General features: G+C 64.1%; 15 protein-coding genes. 7 read left to right on the forward strand and 8 right to left on the reverse strand.

Going from position 1 to position 18,381, the window contains the following annotated elements:
• Positions 1-16 precede the first annotated feature (16 nt).
• Together C7438_RS08455 and C7438_RS08460 are read left to right on the forward strand one after the other, a co-directional pair.
• Positions 17-967: an NAD(P)/FAD-dependent oxidoreductase gene (locus C7438_RS08455; RefSeq protein WP_121444928.1), complete on the forward strand. Its 951-nt coding sequence runs from the start codon at positions 17-19 to the stop codon at positions 965-967.
• 35 nt (positions 968-1,002) lie between these two features.
• Complete coding sequence (locus C7438_RS08460; protein ID WP_121444929.1) at positions 1,003-1,503, forward strand: NUDIX domain-containing protein; 501 nt, start codon at positions 1,003-1,005, stop codon at positions 1,501-1,503.
• Positions 1,504-1,524: 21 nt separating this feature from the next.
• Here the strand turns inward: C7438_RS08460 and C7438_RS08465 are convergent, their stop codons facing one another.
• The 3 genes from C7438_RS08465 to C7438_RS08475 all read right to left on the reverse strand — a co-directional run bounded on the left by C7438_RS08465 (position 1,525) and on the right by C7438_RS08475 (position 5,615).
• A complete protein-coding gene (locus tag C7438_RS08465; protein WP_121444930.1) occupies positions 1,525-3,555 on the reverse strand; it encodes a septation ring formation regulator EzrA in 2,031 nt (676 codons plus the stop codon).
• A 197-nt stretch (positions 3,556-3,752) separates the two neighbouring features.
• Complete coding sequence (locus C7438_RS08470) at positions 3,753-4,655, reverse strand: hypothetical protein (protein WP_121444931.1); 903 nt, start codon at positions 4,653-4,655, stop codon at positions 3,753-3,755.
• A 57-nt stretch (positions 4,656-4,712) separates the two neighbouring features.
• On the reverse strand, positions 4,713-5,615 hold the full coding sequence (locus tag C7438_RS08475; RefSeq protein WP_170143672.1) for an MBL fold metallo-hydrolase: 903 nt from the start codon (positions 5,613-5,615) through the stop codon (positions 4,713-4,715).
• A 234-nt stretch (positions 5,616-5,849) separates the two neighbouring features.
• On the opposite strand from C7438_RS08475, the gene rpsD reads away from it, so the two are divergent.
• Positions 5,850-6,461, forward strand: coding sequence for a 30S ribosomal protein S4 (gene rpsD / locus C7438_RS08480; RefSeq protein WP_121444933.1), 612 nt, complete (start codon positions 5,850-5,852; stop codon positions 6,459-6,461).
• A gap of 67 nt (positions 6,462-6,528) precedes the next feature.
• Here the strand turns inward: rpsD and tyrS are convergent, their stop codons facing one another.
• Entirely contained in the window at positions 6,529-7,830 is a 1,302-nt protein-coding gene (gene tyrS, locus C7438_RS08485) for a tyrosine--tRNA ligase (RefSeq protein ID WP_121444968.1), read from the reverse strand.
• A gap of 246 nt (positions 7,831-8,076) precedes the next feature.
• Between tyrS and C7438_RS08490 the strand changes: the two genes are divergently transcribed.
• Together C7438_RS08490 and C7438_RS08495 are read left to right on the forward strand one after the other, a co-directional pair.
• Entirely contained in the window at positions 8,077-11,382 is a 3,306-nt protein-coding gene (locus C7438_RS08490) for a transglycosylase domain-containing protein (RefSeq protein ID WP_121444934.1), read from the forward strand.
• Between the two features lie 201 nt (positions 11,383-11,583).
• Positions 11,584-11,859: an acylphosphatase gene (locus C7438_RS08495; protein ID WP_121444935.1), complete on the forward strand. Its 276-nt coding sequence runs from the start codon at positions 11,584-11,586 to the stop codon at positions 11,857-11,859.
• 97 nt (positions 11,860-11,956) lie between these two features.
• Here C7438_RS08495 and rlmD read toward each other — a convergent pair whose 3' ends face one another.
• Complete coding sequence (rlmD, locus tag C7438_RS08500; RefSeq protein ID WP_170143673.1) at positions 11,957-13,480, reverse strand: 23S rRNA (uracil(1939)-C(5))-methyltransferase RlmD; 1,524 nt, start codon at positions 13,478-13,480, stop codon at positions 11,957-11,959.
• 86 nt (positions 13,481-13,566) lie between these two features.
• Between rlmD and hflX the strand changes: the two genes are divergently transcribed.
• The gene (hflX, locus tag C7438_RS08505; protein ID WP_121444937.1) at positions 13,567-14,733 is read left to right on the forward strand and encodes a GTPase HflX; all 1,167 of its coding nucleotides are present in this window, start codon (positions 13,567-13,569) and stop codon (positions 14,731-14,733) included.
• Here the strand turns inward: hflX and C7438_RS08510 are convergent.
• A complete protein-coding gene (locus C7438_RS08510) occupies positions 14,693-15,862 on the reverse strand; it encodes an NAD(P)/FAD-dependent oxidoreductase (RefSeq protein ID WP_121444938.1) in 1,170 nt (389 codons plus the stop codon). The genes hflX and C7438_RS08510 overlap by 41 nt on opposite strands.
• A 32-nt stretch (positions 15,863-15,894) precedes the next feature.
• Complete coding sequence (locus C7438_RS08515; protein WP_121444939.1) at positions 15,895-16,956, reverse strand: MBL fold metallo-hydrolase; 1,062 nt, start codon at positions 16,954-16,956, stop codon at positions 15,895-15,897.
• A gap of 79 nt (positions 16,957-17,035) precedes the next feature.
• Here C7438_RS08515 and C7438_RS08520 point away from each other — a divergent pair, with 79 nt between their 5' ends.
• Complete coding sequence (locus C7438_RS08520) at positions 17,036-17,728, forward strand: phosphoribosyltransferase (RefSeq protein ID WP_211322160.1); 693 nt, start codon at positions 17,036-17,038, stop codon at positions 17,726-17,728.
• 26 nt (positions 17,729-17,754) lie between these two features.
• On the opposite strand, the gene C7438_RS08525 is transcribed toward C7438_RS08520, so the two are convergent.
• Positions 17,755-18,183 (reverse strand): universal stress protein, encoded by a 429-nt coding sequence (locus C7438_RS08525; protein WP_121444941.1) that lies wholly within the window; start codon positions 18,181-18,183, stop codon positions 17,755-17,757.
• Positions 18,184-18,381: the final 198 nt, after the last annotated feature.

Below are 18,381 nucleotides of genomic sequence, written 5' to 3' on the forward strand. Positions count from 1 at the left end.
CTCGGAGGGATCGCGCGTGTCGGAAACCCACCACGTGGTAATCGTCGGCGGCGGTGCGGCGGGGATCGGAGCGTCCTTAGGTCTCGCCTCCTTGGGCATCCCCCACCTCCTCGTAGAGCGAGGAGAGTTGGGGGGACAACTCCACGCCGTCGGAGGACTTTTGCGCGACGTCCCGGGCGCCGAGGACGTCGAAGCCGAACGGTTGTGCGACCTTTGGCGCCGTCGCCTCGACGCGGCAGGAGTTCCCGTCCTCCGAACGGAGGTCGCGTACGTCGACGTACAACCCGACGCCGAGGCGCGCTACGCCTTGCACCTCGCGGGAAGCGGAGAAGTTCTCCGCACGCGGATCCTCCTTCTCGCCACAGGTGCCTCGCCGCGCCGCCTCGGAATTCCTGGGGAGGAACTCGTTCCGGAGGCTTACACCCTCTCTACGAGCCGAAACCCGGAACGCTTTGCAGGACTCCACGTGGCCATCGTCGGCGGAGGCGACCGCGCCCTGGAAGGCGGCCTCAACCTCCTCCCTCACGCACGGCAGATCACGCTCATCACCCGCAGCCGACGCCTCAGGGGGCGGCCGGCGTGGGCGGAGCGGCTCGTTTCCGCACGGCACGTCACGTGGCGGCCCGAAACCCGCCTCGTCCGCATCGCGCGCGACGCGGACGGCACCCTCCTCCTCACCCTCGCACCCGAAGGCGCCCCCGAAGAGGTCCTCCGCGTCGACGCCCTCCTCCTCCGCCTCGGCATGGCTGCCCACGTTCCCCCCCTCGGCGAGGCCATCGCCTCCGCCCTCGAGCGCCGCGAAGACGGATCCCTGCGCACGGGAGAAGGGGGCGAAACCTCCTTGGTGGGAGTATACGCCGCGGGCGACGTGGCCACGCCTTCTCCGTTTCGCAGCGTGGCCAACGCCTGGGCTCAGGGCCTTCGGGCGGCCAAAGCCATCGCTCTAAAGCTTTGGGAACGTCGATGAACTCCCACGCACATGCGAAGCGCGGAGGAAGTCGCATGTACCCGCACACGTTTTCCGACCGCTTGGGCAATCGAATCGAACTCGTCTGGGAAGAAAGCGGAAAAGGGCTTCCGCCCGAAGCCCCCACCGACGTACTCGTGGTCCCCCAGTTGGGCAGGGGGCTCGTTTTCACCCGCCACCGAACCCGGGGAATCGAACTTCCCGGAGGAAAAATCCACCCCGGGGAGCCACCCCTTCTTGCGGCGGCGCGGGAAGCCTACGAGGAGGCGGGGATTTCCTTCCGCGCGCTCCGCAGAATCGGAGCCTACCGGATTCGCGCTCCGGAAGGGACCCTCCTCCACGTAAAAATCGTCTTTTGGGGAGAGGTAGACGCCCTCCTGCCGTTTCCCGCGGCGAGCGACGGCCTGGAGGCCTTGGTCTACCCGGAGCCGCCGTCTCCCCCCCTCCCCGTCCCTCCGTTCAGCCCGTACCTAGGGGACGACCTGTACGCCCACATCCTCACCTACGGGAGGAAAAAAGGTTGGCTCCCCCCGTGAAGCGTCGCCGCCCAAGGCGGATTACGGAGCCGTCCCTTGGAAAACCCCGAGCTTCGCCCCCGTTTCTAGGGCGCGCCGGGCAAACCCTTGAGCCTCCCGAAAACGCCCATCCCAGAAGGCGTTTTCCGCCTCCATGAGCCACCGGCCGACCTCCGGCACGTCGAAACGGTAGGCGTTGAGGTGAAGGACGACCCGCTCCGCCTCCCGAAGGGCCTGAAGGTCGGCGTGCGTCTCTTCTTCCACGGCCTCGACGAGATCGAGGTACGTCCGAAACTCCTCCTTCACCTTGGCGAGGTCGAGGGGACGCAAGGAAAGACGCCCTTCCCATGTGGGGAGCTCCTGCTCGAGGGTGGCGATGCGCTCGTGGTACGGCGTGCGGTCCGTGTAAAAGACGCGCTCGATCTCCTGTGCGAGGCGGCGAAGTCGCGAACCGACCTCTTCGAGCCGGCGCCGGATCTCGGCTTCTTCACGGGAAATCCCATCCAGCCACTCGAGAAACGCGCGCATCCCCCGTCTCCCCTCTGCACTGGCCTCGAGAAGCTGGCGGAGGGACGCCTCGGCTTGGCGGAATTCTCTCGCGCGCACCTGCCCTTCCGCCGCTTCGCGGCCGCGCAGCAGGGATTCGTACTCCGCCGCCCGTGCGGCCAGCTCCGGCCGCACCTCTGCGGGCAAGATGTACCGCTCCTGGAGCCTTTCTACGAGCGCGGCGGCGGCGGCGAGGAGCTCGCGAAACTCGTCCAGCTCTTCTCGAAGGGCCGCCAATTGCCCGTCCACCTTCGCCCGCCGATTCCGTTCCGCGGTGAGGAGCTCCTCGAGGAGCTCCTTCCTCCGCGCAAAGGCCTCTCCTACGTCGCGGAGCGAAGGAAGGTCCCCGCGGTCCCAGAGCGGAGGCAGGCGATGCCAGAGGAGCTTCATCGCCCGGAGGTGCTCTTCTGCCTCTCCTGCCTCGGCCAACGGGGCGACTTCCGTGAGCGCCTGCAGTTCGGCTTCGAGACGCTTGATCGCTTCCGGCATCTCCCCTTCGATTTTTTCGCCCCAGGCCACGAGTTGGCGCACCTCGTCTCGAATTTCGCCATAGGCGTTCCGCAGGCGGCGGAGCGTTTCGGGCAGAGGCGGTCGGCCTTCGTTCCACCGGAGGGCGAGATCGGCGACTTCCTTCTGCAAGGCGGTCCGCCGCTCCTCAAGCCGCGTAAGGCGTAAGCCGAGCTTTGCACGGACTTCGGTAAGCAAAGCTGCGGTACGCTCGTCCTCCTCTACGAGTGCCCGCAATTCCCCCCCACCCGAAGCGGCCGCGTTTCCGAAGGAGAAGCGGGTGGACAACGCCGGGACCGATGCGGACGCACGGGCTTCGCCCTCCGCTTCTTCCCGTTCGTCCACCGCACGGGATACCTCGCGCTCCTTTGTCGGGGACTCTCCGCCTTCCGCCGCACGTGTTTCTTCTCGCGAAGGCTGCGAAGAGGGGGTACCGCCGTCCTCCCTTGTCACGGCTGCCTCGGTTCTGGGAGGACGCACCACCGACGGGGGCAAGACGAGGTAACGTCCGCCTTCTTCGAGCAAGCCTCGGGCAAACGCGATCGCCGATTCCAACGCGAATACCTTGCGAAAGAACCCGGCCGCCTGTGCGCGCGCGAGTTCTTCGACGGCCTCCGGAATGGAACGCGTCCGAAAGTCTTCGATCCGGTGAAGGAACGCCTCCCGACGGAGAAGGAGGGTCGGATCTCCTTCCAACTCCTCCCCTTCTCGAGGAAAGAGGTCCTTTTCTACCTTTTTCATGGCCTCCTCGAGAAAGCGGAGCTCCTCGAGGAGCTCGGCAGCTTCTTCTTCTAAGGAGCGCTTCTTTCGCCACATTCCGTAGGGCAAGGTGGCGAGAAGGAGAAAGGCCAAGGAAAAGAACAGGATCCCAGGCCAAGAGGTAAACACCGCCCGAAGCCCTTCCCCTCCGATCGGCATCGTGCCGAGGGGAGCGAGAAGGGGCGTAAGGACTTTGCCCTCGCGCACCGACGCCGTACCCCGGCCGCTCTTTCCCGCCCGTTTTGCCTTCCTTCGAGCCATTCTCCCTCTCCCTCCCCCTCACCCGTTCCCCGCTTTCCTCCGCCGCGCTTCCCGTTTCCCGGACTGCGGACCCAATTGTCGAAATCGAAGCGTTCGCACGGAACTCTTCGCGTATTGGGTTCGACGCCCAACACCGCGGTTCCTGCTTTGTCGAGAGGGATGCACGGGTTCTCGGAAATTGGGGCGGAAGGGGGCGCCTACGGCTGTTCGATGCCCAAAAGATCGGGAAACTGCACTTCCCGGTCGAACGCGTGAAAGCGCAACGCCAAGGTGTGCACTTCTTCCTCAGGAGAAAACGCCGCCCCTTCCGGAGGCTCGAGGTGGACCCGCTCCTCGTACCGGAGTTCCACGGGATTTCGGGTTTCGGCGTCGAGAACGAGGAGGTACCGCGCTCCAACCGTCGGCGGGGGAGAGGGTGGCTCCGGAGAAAGGGGGGCGGAAAGGCGGACTCTCGACCCGGTAGGAGTTCCCGCCGCCCGGTCGCGGGCGAGAGCGGTGCCGTCGAGGAGGATCTCCCAAACCTCGCGGTTTTCGCGGGAAGACCCACGGGTTACCGGGGTGACGCGGACGGCGTAGCGCACGAGACGTTCCGCATGGTCTCGGGGATCCCAACGCGATAGCTCTTCGCGGGCGACGCCCTGTTCTTCGGAAGAGACCGGGCGCCAGGCGGCCTCGTCGGCGAACCGCATGTACGTCCGCCCCTCCCGTTCGAAAAAGGCGACCTCGTCGTAAGGGGCGACTTCCTGCGCCTCCGCCTTTGCCTCGGGCGTTCCGCTCACGACGGCGACGGAAAATCCTCGGGAGGGATCGTGAACGCCCGTGAGGCGAGCCGCGAGGACGGGGTATCCCTCTTTCGTGCGAACCTCCACCTCGCCGGAAACGGTGTAGCTCTTTTCGGACAAAAGGCGCAGAGGATCGACAATTCTCTCGAGATTTTCGACGTGCGCGGACCTCTCAATCCCTGAAGGCATACCGTCCGCACGCGCGGTCCCGAGGAAATGCCGCTCTCCGGGACGCGCGAACGCCTCGCTCCCCAACGCGAGGACAAAGAGTGCTCCCAAGATAAAGGGAAAGAAGCGCCGCGCCGACGAAGATCCCATTTTCCCCATTCCTCCCCTTCCGAAGGTTCGTCCGTACTTTCCCCAAAACGCACGAATTTATGCCCTCTCGGAAAGGGGAGGTCGGCGAACGCGGTCGGAAGGCAGGAGCCGAGCACGCGGAGAACCAGAGGGACGCATCTCCCATTCGAGTCGGAACACGCCCTCCCGGACGAGGACGTCGAGGTACAGGGCGACCTCGACGGTCGTCTTTGCCGGATCCTTCCGTACCGCGCGAGGGAAGAGTTCCCGGGCAACTTCAAAAGGCGTCCCGGGGCGGCGCACGCGGTCACGCAAGAGGAAGAGCCGGTCGTCCACCTGCCGGACGACGTGGCGGAGCACCGCCCTCCCTTCTTCCACGGGTTCTCCGTGGCCAGGATACAGGACGAAATCCCCGAGGGATTCGATCTTTCGTAAGGAATCCCGAAGGGCGGCGAGGAGGTTTGCCGAAAAGAGGGTGCCTTCGCCGGGCGAAAGGTAGGCGAGGGCGTCGTCGCAGGAAAGCGTAGGGACGGAGCGGCCCGAAAGGAGGAGGTCGCCGGAAAGAAGCGCCCGGCGGCAAGGAAGGTAAACGCCCAGACCGTCCCACGTGTGTCCCGGGAGCGCGAGGAGCAGCGCCTCCTGCGCCTCGGGAAGGTACGACTCCTCCCCGACAAAACGCACCCCTTCCGGCGGGATTTCGATTTCCCGGGAAATACGGGCGCAGGGCGAATCCGTACCGAGAACGTCGAGATCCAAAGACAAAGACCGCGAAACCGATGGGCGGGCGTACACAGGAATCCCCCGAAGCATCAAGGACCGCGCACCGCCGGCGTGGGCGGGGTGGCGGTGGGTAAGGACGATCCCCCGGAGATCTCCGAATCCCGAGACCGCGTCGAGCGGAAACATCCCGTACCCCGTATCGACGAGCCACCGCACGTCTCCTCGCTTCAGGAGGTATGCGTTGGCGGGCGAGGCGGGCACCCCTCCGGCGGAGGGAGGAGGAAGAGAAAACCGACGAACGTCCATCGGCGATCACCAAGCAAAGATTGTACCAGTTTGCCGGACGCGGCGAAGCGAAGCGGCGAAACCGCAGGGCAACCTTGACAAACCAAGGTCTACAAGGTATTCTGTACGTTGTGACTCTACCGCCGGGAGACGAATGTACCCGCATACTGCGGTCGAAAGAGCAGTGCTTACGGAAAGGGGCAAAGACGTATGGCGCGCTACACGGGTCCGATTTGGCGGATCAGCCGCCGCCTGGGGATCTCTCTCACGGGAACGGGGAAGGAATTGCAAAAGCGGCCCTTCCCGCCCGGCCAGCACGGAGCCCAGTCCCAACGGCGGAAGCTGAGCGAATACGGCATGCAGCTTCAGGAAAAGCAGAAGCTGCGCTTCCTCTACGGCGTTCCCGAGAGGCAGTTCCACAACCTCTTCCGCAAGGCTTCGCGCATGCCCGGAAACACGGGAGAAAACTTCCTCATCCTCTTGGAACGGCGCCTCGACAACCTCGTGTTTCGCCTCGGCCTCGCCCGCACGAGGCGGCAGGCGAGGCAGCTCGTCACCCACGGACACATCACCGTCAACGGCCAACGCGTAAACATCCCCTCCTACCTCGTAAAGGTTGGGGACACGATCGGCCTCACGGAAAAGGGAAAGCAGCTCCGCGTGGTGAAGGAAGCGTTGGCCGAGCGCGTGTATTTGCCCGAGTACCTCTCCTGGGACGAGGCGAAGCTCGAGGGCCGGTTGGAGCGCCTTCCATTGCGCGAAGAACTGCCGCAGGAGATCAACGAAACGCTCGTCGTCGAGTTTTACAGCCGCCGCGGATAACTCTCCCGAAGGAAAATCCCCCCGGAGCTTTCTCCGGGGGGATTTTTTTCGCCGCGCCGCAGGAACGTCACGGGCCCACATCCTGAGACAGACGGATCCGGCGGAAGTTCCGCCGACCCACTTGGACGACCTGCCCGTCGCGGGGAAAGATGCGGGCGCGGGGATCCTCGACGCGCACGCCGTCGACGCGCACCGCCCCCTGTTCGACGAAACGGCGCGCTTCGCTCGTCGAGGCGGCCAACCCGAGGCGCACGAGGAGGGACAAGAGGCCCATCCCGCCTTCGGGGATTTCCGCGGAAGGCAACCACACCTCTTCGGGGTGTTCGGGAAGGTCGCGCCTTTGAAAGACGCGGGTGAAATGCTCTTCCGCCCGCCGCGCCGCTTCTTCCCCGTGGTACTGGGCGACGATTCGCCGGGCTAGGTCCTTTTTGGCGTGCATGGGATGGACCGTCCCTGCCGCCATCCCTTCTTCCAGACGCCGTACCTCCTCCTCGGGCATGTCCGTAAGAAGGAGCGCGTACCGCGGTACGAGGAAGTCGGGGATGGACATGATCTTTCCGTACATTTCCTCGGGCGGTTCCTGAACCCCGACATAGTTCCCCAGGGACTTCGACATCTTGCGTACGCCGTCGAGGCCTTCGAGAAGGGGCATGAGCATGAGGATCTGCCCGGGCTGCCCGTAACTCTCTTGAAGGTGACGGCCCACGAGGAAGTTGAACTTTTGGTCCGTCCCCCCGAGTTCCACGTCGCACCGAAGCACCACCGAATCGTACCCTTGAAGGAGGGGGTAAAGGAATTCGTGTAGGGCGATGGGGCGTCCGGACGCGAAGCGCTCGCGAAAGTCTTCGCGCTCCAACATTCGCGCCACGGTCATCCGGGACATGAGCTCGATCGTCTGGGCGAGGGTAAGGGGGGCAAGCCACGTAGCGTTAAAGTGCACCTCGACGCGCGAGACGTCGAGGACGCGGGAGAACTGTTCGAGGTAGGTGCGGGCGTTTTCCCGCACTTCCTCTTCTGTGAGCGCGCGGCGCGTTTCGGAACGCCCTGTCGGATCGCCGATACGCCCCGTAAAGTCCCCGATCACGAGCTGTACGACGTGGCCGAGTTCCTGAAAGTCCTTGAGCTTGCGGAGGACGACGGTATGCCCCAGGTGGATGTCCGGAGCAGAGGGATCGAGGCCCAACTTCACCCGAAGGGGGCGGCCGTCGCGCACGCTCCGCGCCAGGCGAACGGCGAATTCTTCGAGCGGCGTAATCTCTGCTACCCCGCGAACTAGGCGCAAAAAGGCCTGCCTAAAGCGCTCGGCCGCCGCGGGTTCGAGGTTTTCCTCACGAATCACCTGCTCGAGTATGGCAGAAGCTTCCGGCATCCTCGACGTTTCCGGTTGGGGGTGATGCTCCCTCTCCTCCTGCGATGAAGCAAAAGAGCGTTCGCCGTTCACCCGCGTTCCTCTCCTTCTCCCTCTCCTACTCGCGACCCATCCTCTGACCGAAAAGCACGGGCGCCCTTGGGAAAAGATCGTCGGGCACAAGTATACCAAAGGCGGCCGAGGAGGGAAACGCGGCCCCCTCCAGAACAGACGTGGTATAATGAACCCGCCAAAGGAGGGGTGCGGATGTCCACGCACGGAAATTCCGGCGGCGACGAACCTACGCTCGTGTTTCCCTCGGCAAATCGTCCCCCGGAAGGCGAACAGTCTGGAAAAACCCCGAACGGAAAACGAAGGCCGCCGATTTGGCGGTACGTAGGATACGGTTTCGCCACGTTTGCCGTCTTCGTCGTGGCCTTTGCCTTGGCCGGATTTGGCATCGCCTTGGGGATCGTAGCTTCCGCCTTTCAAAAGGAAGAACTCCCTTCCTACGAGGCGATGAAGGAAGCGCTGTTTTCCGGAAACCTCGCGAGTTACGCCTACGACCGAAAGGGCAAGCTCATCGGACAACTTCCCTCGGTAGAGACGCGTATCCCGACGAAGCTGTCCGAGATTTCTCCGTACGTCGTCGAGGCGCTGATCGCCGCAGAAGACAAGAACTTCTACTCCCATCACGGGGTAAGCCTTCGCGGGATCGCCCGTGCGGCGTTCCAACAGTTTACCCGAAGCGAAATTCAGACCGGGGGAAGCACGCTCACCCAACAGCTCGTCAAGCAGACGCTTCTCGAGGATCTCTACCGCCAAGAAATCAGCGGCGAGGTAAAGGGCGAAGAGCTCACGCGCCTGAAGTACAGGCGAAAGTTTGCGGAGATCTTCCTCGCCCTCCACGTCGAACGCTATTTCACCAAGGAGCAAATCCTCGAGGCCTACCTGAACAAGATGTACTTCGGCAAAGTCCAAGGCCAAAACCTCTACGGCATCGAAGCCGCCGCCCGCGGGTACTTCGGTGTACCCGCCAAGGAGCTGAACCTGGCCCAGGCGGCTTACCTCGTAGGCATGCTTCAATCCCCGGGGATGTACGACCCAAACGATCCGGAAGGGCTCAACCGCGGCATCGATCGCATGCGCTACGTACTCGAAAGCATGCGAAAGCTCGGCAAGATTTCCGAAGAAGAGTACCGAGAAGCGCTGAACTACGACATTGCGGGAAACCTGAAGTCGGACCTTCCCGAAGTGAGCTCGAACCGCTACCCGATCCTCACGGAAGAAATCCTCGAGGAAGCTGCCGAAGCGCTCGCTTCCCAAGAGCTCAAGAAGCTCGGGCAAGATCCGGAACACGTCCGTCGGAATGCCCCGGCGGAGTGGACGGACCTCGTGCAGCGAAAGCGCGACTTCTTGAACACGGCTGGTGTCCGCATCTACACGACGATCGATCTCGACCTGTACGACGCCTTTCAAGACGTAGCCCAAACTGCGGTGAAGTACCTTCCGGACGCAAAGGTCGTCGTACCCACGAAGGACGCCCAGGGAAAAGAAGTTCGAAAGGAAATGCCTTCGGTACAGCAGTTTGCCGCCGTGCTCATCGACAACCGCACGGGGGCCGTTCTTGCGGAAATTCCCAACCGAAAGCCTCCGACGGTGGACCCGACGTACGGAAAACGCTACCTCTCCTTTGCCCGCAACCAGCCGTACTCTCCCGGGTCTTCCATTAAGCCCATCCTCGCCTACGGCCCGGCGCTCGAGGAGGGGGTTCTCCCCGGCATCGACTCTCCCGTGGAGGATACCCCCGTAGTCCTTCCCGACGGCCAAAAGGGCGAGCACGTCGTCTACAACTACAACCTTTCGCCGTTTAAAGGCCTCATGACCGCCCGTCAGGCGCTCTGGGAATCGCGGAACCCGCCGGCCGTCCGCCTCTTCCTCCAGGTGGGGATGGAACGCGCCTTCTCCTACGCGGAGGCGGCGGGGATCTCTACGATCACCCCGGAAGACAAGCGGGAATCCCAGGTGGCGGCCATCGGAGGGTTGCGCAAGGGGACTACGCTGTACGAGCTTACGGGCGCCTACACGGTATTCCCCAACCAGGGGCTCCTGAAAAAGCCGTACATGGTGGAACGGATCTCCGACGCGGGCGACCGCGAGCTCTACCGCCACGAAGAAGAGGTCCGGCAGGTGTTTTCCCCAGAGACCGCCTACATGGTCACGGATGCCCTGCGCGGCGTCGTCACGAATGGGACGGCTTCCGCCTTGGGCGCCAAGCTGCGAAGCGCCTACGGCGACGTGCCGGTGGCCGGCAAGACCGGGACGAGCGAAGACGATCAGGATTTCTGGTTCATCGGCTACACGCCGACCTTCACCCTGGGGGTTTGGGGCGGGTACGACATGCGAAACAAAGACCAACCGAACGCCACGAGCCTAAACCGCGGCGGAACCCGCTTCGACCACCTCTCCCCTTGGTTCACCCTGTACCAAAAGACGGTGCAAATCCTTCCCGACCTCAACCCCCAAGGGAAATCCTTCCCTCGTCCGAATACCCTGGTTACGGCGAGCATCTGCCTCCCTTCGGGAAAGCTCCCTTCGGAAACCTGCCAAAAGGCCGCAGGCAAGGTCCCCAAGGTGGAAATCATCTCCGGGCTCTTCCCGCGAAACCGCGTGCCTACGGAACGGGACGACCGCGTTGTAGAGGCGCGCCTCGTCGTCGTTGGGGATAAGGAATACCGCGCCCGGGACGACACGCCGGACGACCTCGTGCTCAAAGAGGTGCGGGTAAAACGCGACCCTCTTCAGATCCCCAAACGCGTCCGCATGCTCATCTCTCCCTACCCAACGGATTGGAAAAACCACCTTCCCGAGGAAGCTGACCCGCGTACGCCCACAGGGCGAGCGCCGAATCCTCCCCAAGGGCTCACCGCCACCCTCGACGGCAACGCCGTCGTCCTCCGCTGGAATGCGAACGGAGAACCGGACATCGCGGGGTACCGCGTGTTCCGCATCGACGCGGCAGGGGAAACGCACATCGCCAGCGTGATGAGCCACCAGCCGCTCGAATTCCGCGACCTTTCGCCGACGCCGCTTTCCGCCTACCAAGTCGTGGCCGTCACGGTCGACGGCCGAACCTCGCCTCCATCCAACCCCGTAAGTCCGTTCGACCTGAGTAAACCGCCCAAAGGCGCCCCTTCTCCTCCGAAAGACGTCCAGGTGAGCCGACAGGCAGACGGCACGGTCGCCGTAAGGTGGAATCCCAACGCGGAAAAGGACCACGTGATCTACTACTCCGTGTACGCCGGAAACACCGACCACGGTCCGTGGACAAAGCTGGGGGACGCGACCGATCCGTCCTTTACCTTTACTCCTTCGCCCAACCAGGCGTACGTGCGGGTGACCGCGACGAACGACGTGGGAGAATCCGAACCGAGCAAGGCGGTGCCCATCCCGCAGGCACCCCCATCTTCGCCCAGCCCGCCTCAAGGGGAAACACCGCCGCCCACGGGAAACCGTGGGGAAACTCGGGGAATCTTGGACCTCCTTCCCTTCCCATCACACCCAAAACGCTAACCGCAGAGAAAGGCCCGGTTGTACAACCGGGCTTTTTTTCGTCCACGAGGTGGTTTTCCTGGAGTCGGGGGAAAAATCTTCGCGTGCGATCCGCGCAACCCTAGGGCTTACGCTATAATCGAAAGTAAGCGGCCACAAAGTGCGACAAATTCGAAAGGCCGAGGGAACGGCAAAACCACGCACGACGGTAGGAGGTCCTCCATGAAACGCCTCTTTCTCCGCATCGTGGGCCGCGTGCAAGGGGTTGGGTACCGCGCGTTCGTCCTCCGGGAAGCGACGCGGCGGGGGATTACAGGATGGGTGCGCAACGAACCCGACGGCTCGGTCACTGCGGAGGTGCAGGGGGACGACCGCTCCTTGAGCGACCTCCTGCTCGCCCTCAAGGAGGGGCCCCCTGCCGCCCGCGTCGACGACCTCGTGATCGAAGAACGCCCCGTGATTCCCGAGGAAAAATCCTTCCGCATCGCCTACCGATGAGCGAGACCTGCCCCTTCGGCCGGAGCTTCGGGAGCGGGCGGGCGGCACGACAAAAGACGCCATCGCGGCTTCGCCGTGTGCGCCTTGCCTCCGCGGCTTAGCCCAACCGCGTTCGCCGAAATAGGGCGACGAGTTCCACATGCGGCGTGTGGGGAAACATGTCTACGGGGATCACGGAGACGAGCGCGTATCCCCCATCCATAAGGCGCGCGGCGTCTTCGGCAAAGGTCGCAGGATTGCAGGATACGTACACGACCGCCTCCGGTGCCGCATCTATGACGGTACGGACGGTGCGCGCTCCCGCCCCCGCCCGGGGGGGATCCAAGAGGAGAAGCGACGGCGCACGCCCCCATTCGCGGAGAAGGCGCTGCAAACCTTCTCCTGCATCGGCAAGGCGAAACTCCACGTTCGCCACGGCGTTTTGTGCCGCATTCCGGCGTGCCGCCTCCACGGAGGCGGGGACCACCTCGATGCCCACCACCCGCTCCGCCACGCGGGCGAGGGGAAGGGTGAACGTGCCCACCCCCGAGTACAGGTCGACGACCAAGGCGTTCGCTGAGGAATCCAGAACTTCTCGGACGTAAGCGAGCGCCGTGGAAACGAGGACTTCCGCCTGAAGGGGGTTTGTCTGAAAGAACGTCTCGAGCTCGAGGCGGTAGCGAAAGCCCCCGAGGAGTTCCTCGATGTAGGGACGTCCTTCGAGGACGTGGAGGCGTTCGACCTGGACGGCGTCGGAAAGGCTCCGGTTTTCCGCCCAGAGGAGGCCGCGAAGTCCGGGGAAGGTGCGCCGAAGTTCGGCTCCGAGTTCGGCAAGGGAAGAGGCGTATCCGTCCGGCGTCTCCGTCGCCACGAGGGCGACGAGAAGTTCGCCGGTGGCAAAGGCCTTGCGCACGACGAGGTGGCGCAAGAGGCCGGAGTGGCGGTCCTTGTCGTAGCCGGGTAGGCCCCGCTCACGCGCCCACTTCCCCACGATTTCCCGCACGCGGTCGATGTCCGGATGGGCGATGTGGCACTCGGACAGCGGGAGGATTTCGCGGTACGTCCCCTTGGCGTGAAGTCCGGGAATTCCGTCGGAACGAAAGGTAAATTCCATCTTGTTTCGGTATCCCCAAGGATGGGCCATCCCGCGGATGGGGCTTATCGAAACGTCGCGCATTCCTTGGGCGCTTAGGAGACGGCGCACCTTTTCTTCCTTGTAGGCAAGCTGAAGCTCGTACGCGGCGTGTTGGAGCGCGCATCCCCCACAGGCGCCGAAGTGCCTGCAGCGCGGAAGCACGCGGCCGTCGTGGGGAGAGAGGATCGTCTCCGGCCACCCCCGCAAAAGGCCCTTTTTCTGCGGGCGAAGGTCGACGCGGACGAGGACCTCCTCACCGGGGAGGACGTAGGGAACGACGACGTCGCGCGGCTTGCCGCGGTACGTGCGGTTTCCCACAGATTCCGCAGGTTGTCTGAGAAACTCCTCCCCGATGGGTAGCGGTCCTTCGAAAGGCGGGACCCCTTCGGCCCATTCCCAACCCGGAGTCCCCGTCTCGAGGCGGAAGCGCCCGTATCCCTGTTCGTCCAGCTCGCGAATCCGCGCCCGTACCCAAAGCACGTCCCGTGTCTTTTGCTCGTGGGGCACCGACCGATCCCTCCCGTACACATCGACTCTATCCAGAGGCAAACCGCCCCGACCGTAGGGGCAGATTTTCGACAGGAGGCGTTCCCGTGGGTAAGGCTTCGCGAAATTCTCCCTCCCCCGCGCGAACGCGCGCCCTCCTCGCGGCGCTTTTCTCCCCCGCCGAGTGGGGCGAACGGGAGTCGCGCCTCGCCGAAGACCGCCGACTTGCCGAAACCGCCGGCGCAGAGGTGGTTGCGACGGTCGTCGCCCGCCGGGAAAGACCTGAAGCGGCGACGCTTTTCGGCCGGGGAAAGGTCGAGGAAATCCACAGCCTCCTCCAAGAGGTCGGGGCAGAACTCGTCCTCGTAAACCGCTCCCTCACCCCTACGCAGTTGAGAAACCTGGAAAGGGCTTGGGGGCTCCCCGTCGTCGACCGCGTGCAACTCATCCTCGACATCTTCGCCCAGCGGGCCCGCACGCGGGAGAGTCAGATCCAGGTGGAGCTCGCCCAGCTCCAATACCTCCTTCCCCGTCTCGCGGGACGCGGCGAGGCCCTCTCCCGACTGGGAGGAGGAATCGGGACGCGCGGCCCCGGGGAGACGAAGCTCGAAGTCGACCAACGGCGCATTCGCCGCCGCATCCACCTCCTCCGCAAACGGCTCGCAGAGGTCGAACGCTCCCGCGCTACGCAAAAGCGGGCCCGCCTCCGCCGCGGGATCCCCCAGGTAGTCCTCGTAGGGTACACGAACGCTGGAAAGTCCACGCTTTTTCGGGCGCTCACGGGTGCCGAGGTGCTCGTCGAAGACCGCCTCTTCGCCACGTTGGACACGACCGCCCGGCGCCTCCGCCTCCCTTCAGGGCGTACGGTCGTCCTTCTCGACACCGTCGGCTTCGTTCGCGACCTCCCCACGTTCCTCGTCGCCGCCTTTCGCTCCACCCTCGACGTAGTCCGAGAAGCCGACCTCCTCCTCCACGTCGTGGACGTCTCGGAGGACGACTGGGAGGAGAAGATGCGCGTCGCCGAGGAACACCTGCGCGCTCTACACGCAGAGGACATCCCGCGCATTTTGCTTCTCAACAAGAAGGACCGCCTCCCCCCCGAGAAATGGCCTACGCCTGCAGGCCTTTTCTCGGACTCCTCACGGGCGGTCCTCCTCCTCTCCGCAACCGATCCCCAAGATCTGTCGCGTCTTAGGGCGGAGTTGGACTCCTTTTTCGCGCGCGCGGATGCACTCAGCCTAGAAGCGCCTCCTCCACCCACGCCGCCTGCGTAATCCGAGAGGGCGTGAGGAAATCAAGGGGAAGGGTTGCCCGCCGCCGGCGGAGGATCCGCTCCGCCAAACCGAAGCCTACGGCCGGAGCGAGCCCTACGCCGTAGGTCCCGAACCCCGCGGCAACCCAAAGGCCCTCTGCACGCGGGCACGGACCGACAATCGGGCTGTAGTCCCGGACGTGCACGTCGTGGACGGCAGATCGCCCGGAAAGCAGTCGCCCGCCGCGGCCGTAGGGACCGAGACGCCGCAAGACGGCAAGCGCCGCATCTTCTTCGTGGGCCTGACCGGCGGGAATGCTCAGAAGGAGCTCTTCCCCCCGCAGGGCGACCATTTCTCCACCAGGAAGGAGGAGAAAGGGAAGGGGGGGAAGGGATTCCGGAAGCTCGCGCTTCTCCAGGGCAAAGGAGTACACCGCCCGGCGCCGGCTTTCCACGGGGAGGTATTCTCCCGCTGCGGCAGTGAGCTTCGGACTCCACGCCCCCGCCGCAACTACCGCGCGGGGAACTTTCCAACGCACCCGCGCCCGCTCCTCGACGAGGACGGCCTCTACGCCGACGAGACGACCGCCCTCTACGAGGATGCGGTCTACGTCAGCTCGAACGGTCTCCACCTCGAGCTCTTCCAGCCTGCGGTAGAGGGCCGCGTGAACCCGAGGCACGTCGAGCACGCCGTCACCGGGACAGTACAGTCCACCGACGAGGGAATCCTCGAGTTCCCAGCCCAAAAGCTGGGGAAGGGCTTCCCGCCCTACCCATTCGGGCATCAACCCCCAAGTGCGCAGGCGGCTGTGCATCGCGTGCAGAAGCGACCAATTTCGCCCGTCCGCAAGGAGGAGGTAGCCTACGGGCCGGAAAGGAGGGGCATCTCCGTCGAAGGAAAGGTGCCGTTCGATCTCACGGTAGACCTCGTGGCCGAACTGTGCCAGGCGGACGTTCACCTGCGAGAGAAAGCAGCGCCGAATCCCGCCCATGCTGTGCCGCGTCGAACCCCAGAGAAAGGCGAAATCGCGCTCCGCGAGGACGATGCGTCCCGTAAACCCCAAAGCGCGAAGGAAATAGGCGACGCTCGCCCCTACGATCCCGCCGCCGACGATGAGAACGTCGGCAGAACGCGTGTGGCGCGAAAGCATTCCGTATCCCCTCCTTTCCGACCGCTCCCCCGTCAACCCGAATCCTCTCTGGAGCTTTGGCGGAAGAGGTAGTCCATGACGCCGTAGGCGTTCAGGTAGACATCGTGGCGGTACGCCGTTTCCCGACGAAAGATCTCCTTTGCCCGCTCCCCCCCGCGGCCTTGTGCGCCGATGTCCCGCAAGATCCGTTCCCAGAGCATCTCCGTGAGCTGCTCTACGGCTTGGGCGAAAATCGCGGCCCTGTCCGCTTCTTCTCCTTCTCGCCACGGGCGAAGGTAGCGGCGAAGTACGAATTCCCCGTCTTCCAGGTACCGCGGCAACCACTTTCCGAGCTGGCCGAAGACGTCCTCCACGGCCTCCGTTTCGCCAAAATGGGAAAAGAAGAGACGGCGGGGCTTGAGGGCGCGAAGCTTTTCCCACGTTCGGCGCATCGCTTCGGGATCGAATTGCGTGGGGACCGTAGAAGGCAGGACGAGAAAGGTCCCCGTCCAGGCGAGACGGCTGTACCACACCCCAGCGGCGTCCCCCGTAAAGACCCCCTCTGCGTGCGGAGCGTACACGGCAATGTGGTGGGGTGCGTGTCCGGGCGCATCGTAGAAGAACAGGCGCCTTCCCTCGGAGAGCAAAAGAAAATCGCCGTCCTGTACGGTGCGAACGCGGTCGGGATCCACGGGAAGGACGGGGGCGTAAAACTCGTCGAACCGCCCCCGGTAGAGCTCGCGCACCGCGGCGACGAGGCGACTGGGATCCATCAGGTGCCTCGCCCCACGCGGGTGTACGATCACCTCGGCTTCCCGTGCCTCCTTGAGAAAGAGGCCCACCGCACCGGCATGATCGAGGTGGATGTGGGTGACGATTACCGTACGGATGTCCCGGGGGCTCATCCCGAGCGTCGTAAGCCCCTTGAGGAGAAAGGGGAAGCTCACGGCCGGTCCGGTTTCGATGAGGATCCCTTCTTCGGGAAAGACGTAGGCCGCCGTGCGTTCGGGAAGGAACCAGTCGCAGAGGTCAATCATGTGCAACCCGCGGCCGAGCGGGGTTACGCTGCCGCAACGCGCCTGGACGTCTACACTCGCCGATCCTTCGATTTCCATCCCTTCACCCAGCCTTCAGACCCGTCCCGGGTCGCAATTCGATTTTTTGTCTAGGAGAAAAGAAGGGAGAGGATTTCCCGTGACTGCAGGGTGGTTCCGACCCCTCTTTCGCGATCGGGAGGAGGCCGGGAAGAAGCTCTCTGCCGAACTGCAAAGGCGCTTTCCCCGCCTTACTCCCCAGAACGCACTCCTCCTCGCCATTCCCCGGGGCGGCGTGGAAGTCGGCGCCGCAATAGCCGCCGAACTTGGAATCCCCCTCGACGTGCTCGTCGTGCGCAAGATCGGCGCCCCGTTTCATCCCGAACTCGCCGTGGGCGCCGTCGGCCCGGACGGACGTCGCGTCCTGAACCTCGACGTCCTGCACCAATTGGGGCTTCGGGAAGAGGATTTTGCTGAAGAAGAAGCGCGTGCCCGCACGGAACTCGCGGCGCGTCTGCGCCTCTACGGATTTCGCGGAATCCCCTCGCCGCACCCTACCTATTGTATCGTGGTGGACGACGGGATCGCCACGGGCGCGACGGCGAAGAGCGCCCTTCTCTGGCTCCGCCGGGCCGCGCCGACGAGCCGGACGATCCTCGCCGCCCCCGTGGCCCCGCCGGAAACGGTAGAAGAGCTTCGGGCGTATGCCGATGAAGTGGTCGTCCTCGCTACACCTTCCCCTTTCGGCGCCGTGGGAGCCTTCTACGAAAGGTTTCCTCAGGTGAGCGACGAACGCGTCCTCGATCTTCTACGCTCCTACCGAGACGGAGCGGCACCGCCCCCTACTTCCTGAGCATTCCCGTCCGTCCCTCGGGAAAGTCAATGGATGACAAGCACGGGGATTTCCGACAGGTGGAGGATGCGTTGGCTCACGCTTCCGAGAAAGATTTCCTGCAGGGGGTTGAGTCCGCGACGTCCGACGACGATGAGGTCGGCCCCAAACTCTCGGGCGCGGCGAACGACCTCAGACGCCGGATCGCCCACCTCCACGTAAACTTCGTAAGGAATCCCCCGTTCGCGAAGCGGCGCCGCGTCCTCCTCTACCTCGTCGCGCGTGCGCTTTTCCACGACGCCTTGGGGGTCGAGATCGGGTACCATAAACTCCGTAAAGATGTAGCGCGGGAGCGGAGACGTCACGCGGACCAGGGCAACGCGTACGTCCCCTTCGCACAGCTTTTCCGCCACGTAGCGAACGGCCTTCCCCGCTCCCTCCGATCCATCCGTGGCTACGACGATGCGCCGAAACATGGAAATCGCCCCTTTCTCGCGCGATGGCTGTACGTTCCCCTTCTCTTTTTATTTTACCTGAGAAGTCCGCCGAGGTTTGTACCCCAAAAGACAAGCTTTCCCAGAATCGTGGGGACTACCTTGAGCAAATGCTACCTCGGTTTCGTCCAGTGCTACACGAAGGCCCGCTTCTTACAACTCTCTTACAAACGACCTCGC

The sequence above is a fragment of the Brockia lithotrophica genome, assembly GCF_003633725.1.
Taxonomy (GTDB): Bacteria; Bacillota; Bacilli; order Thermicanales; family DSM-22653; genus Brockia; species Brockia lithotrophica.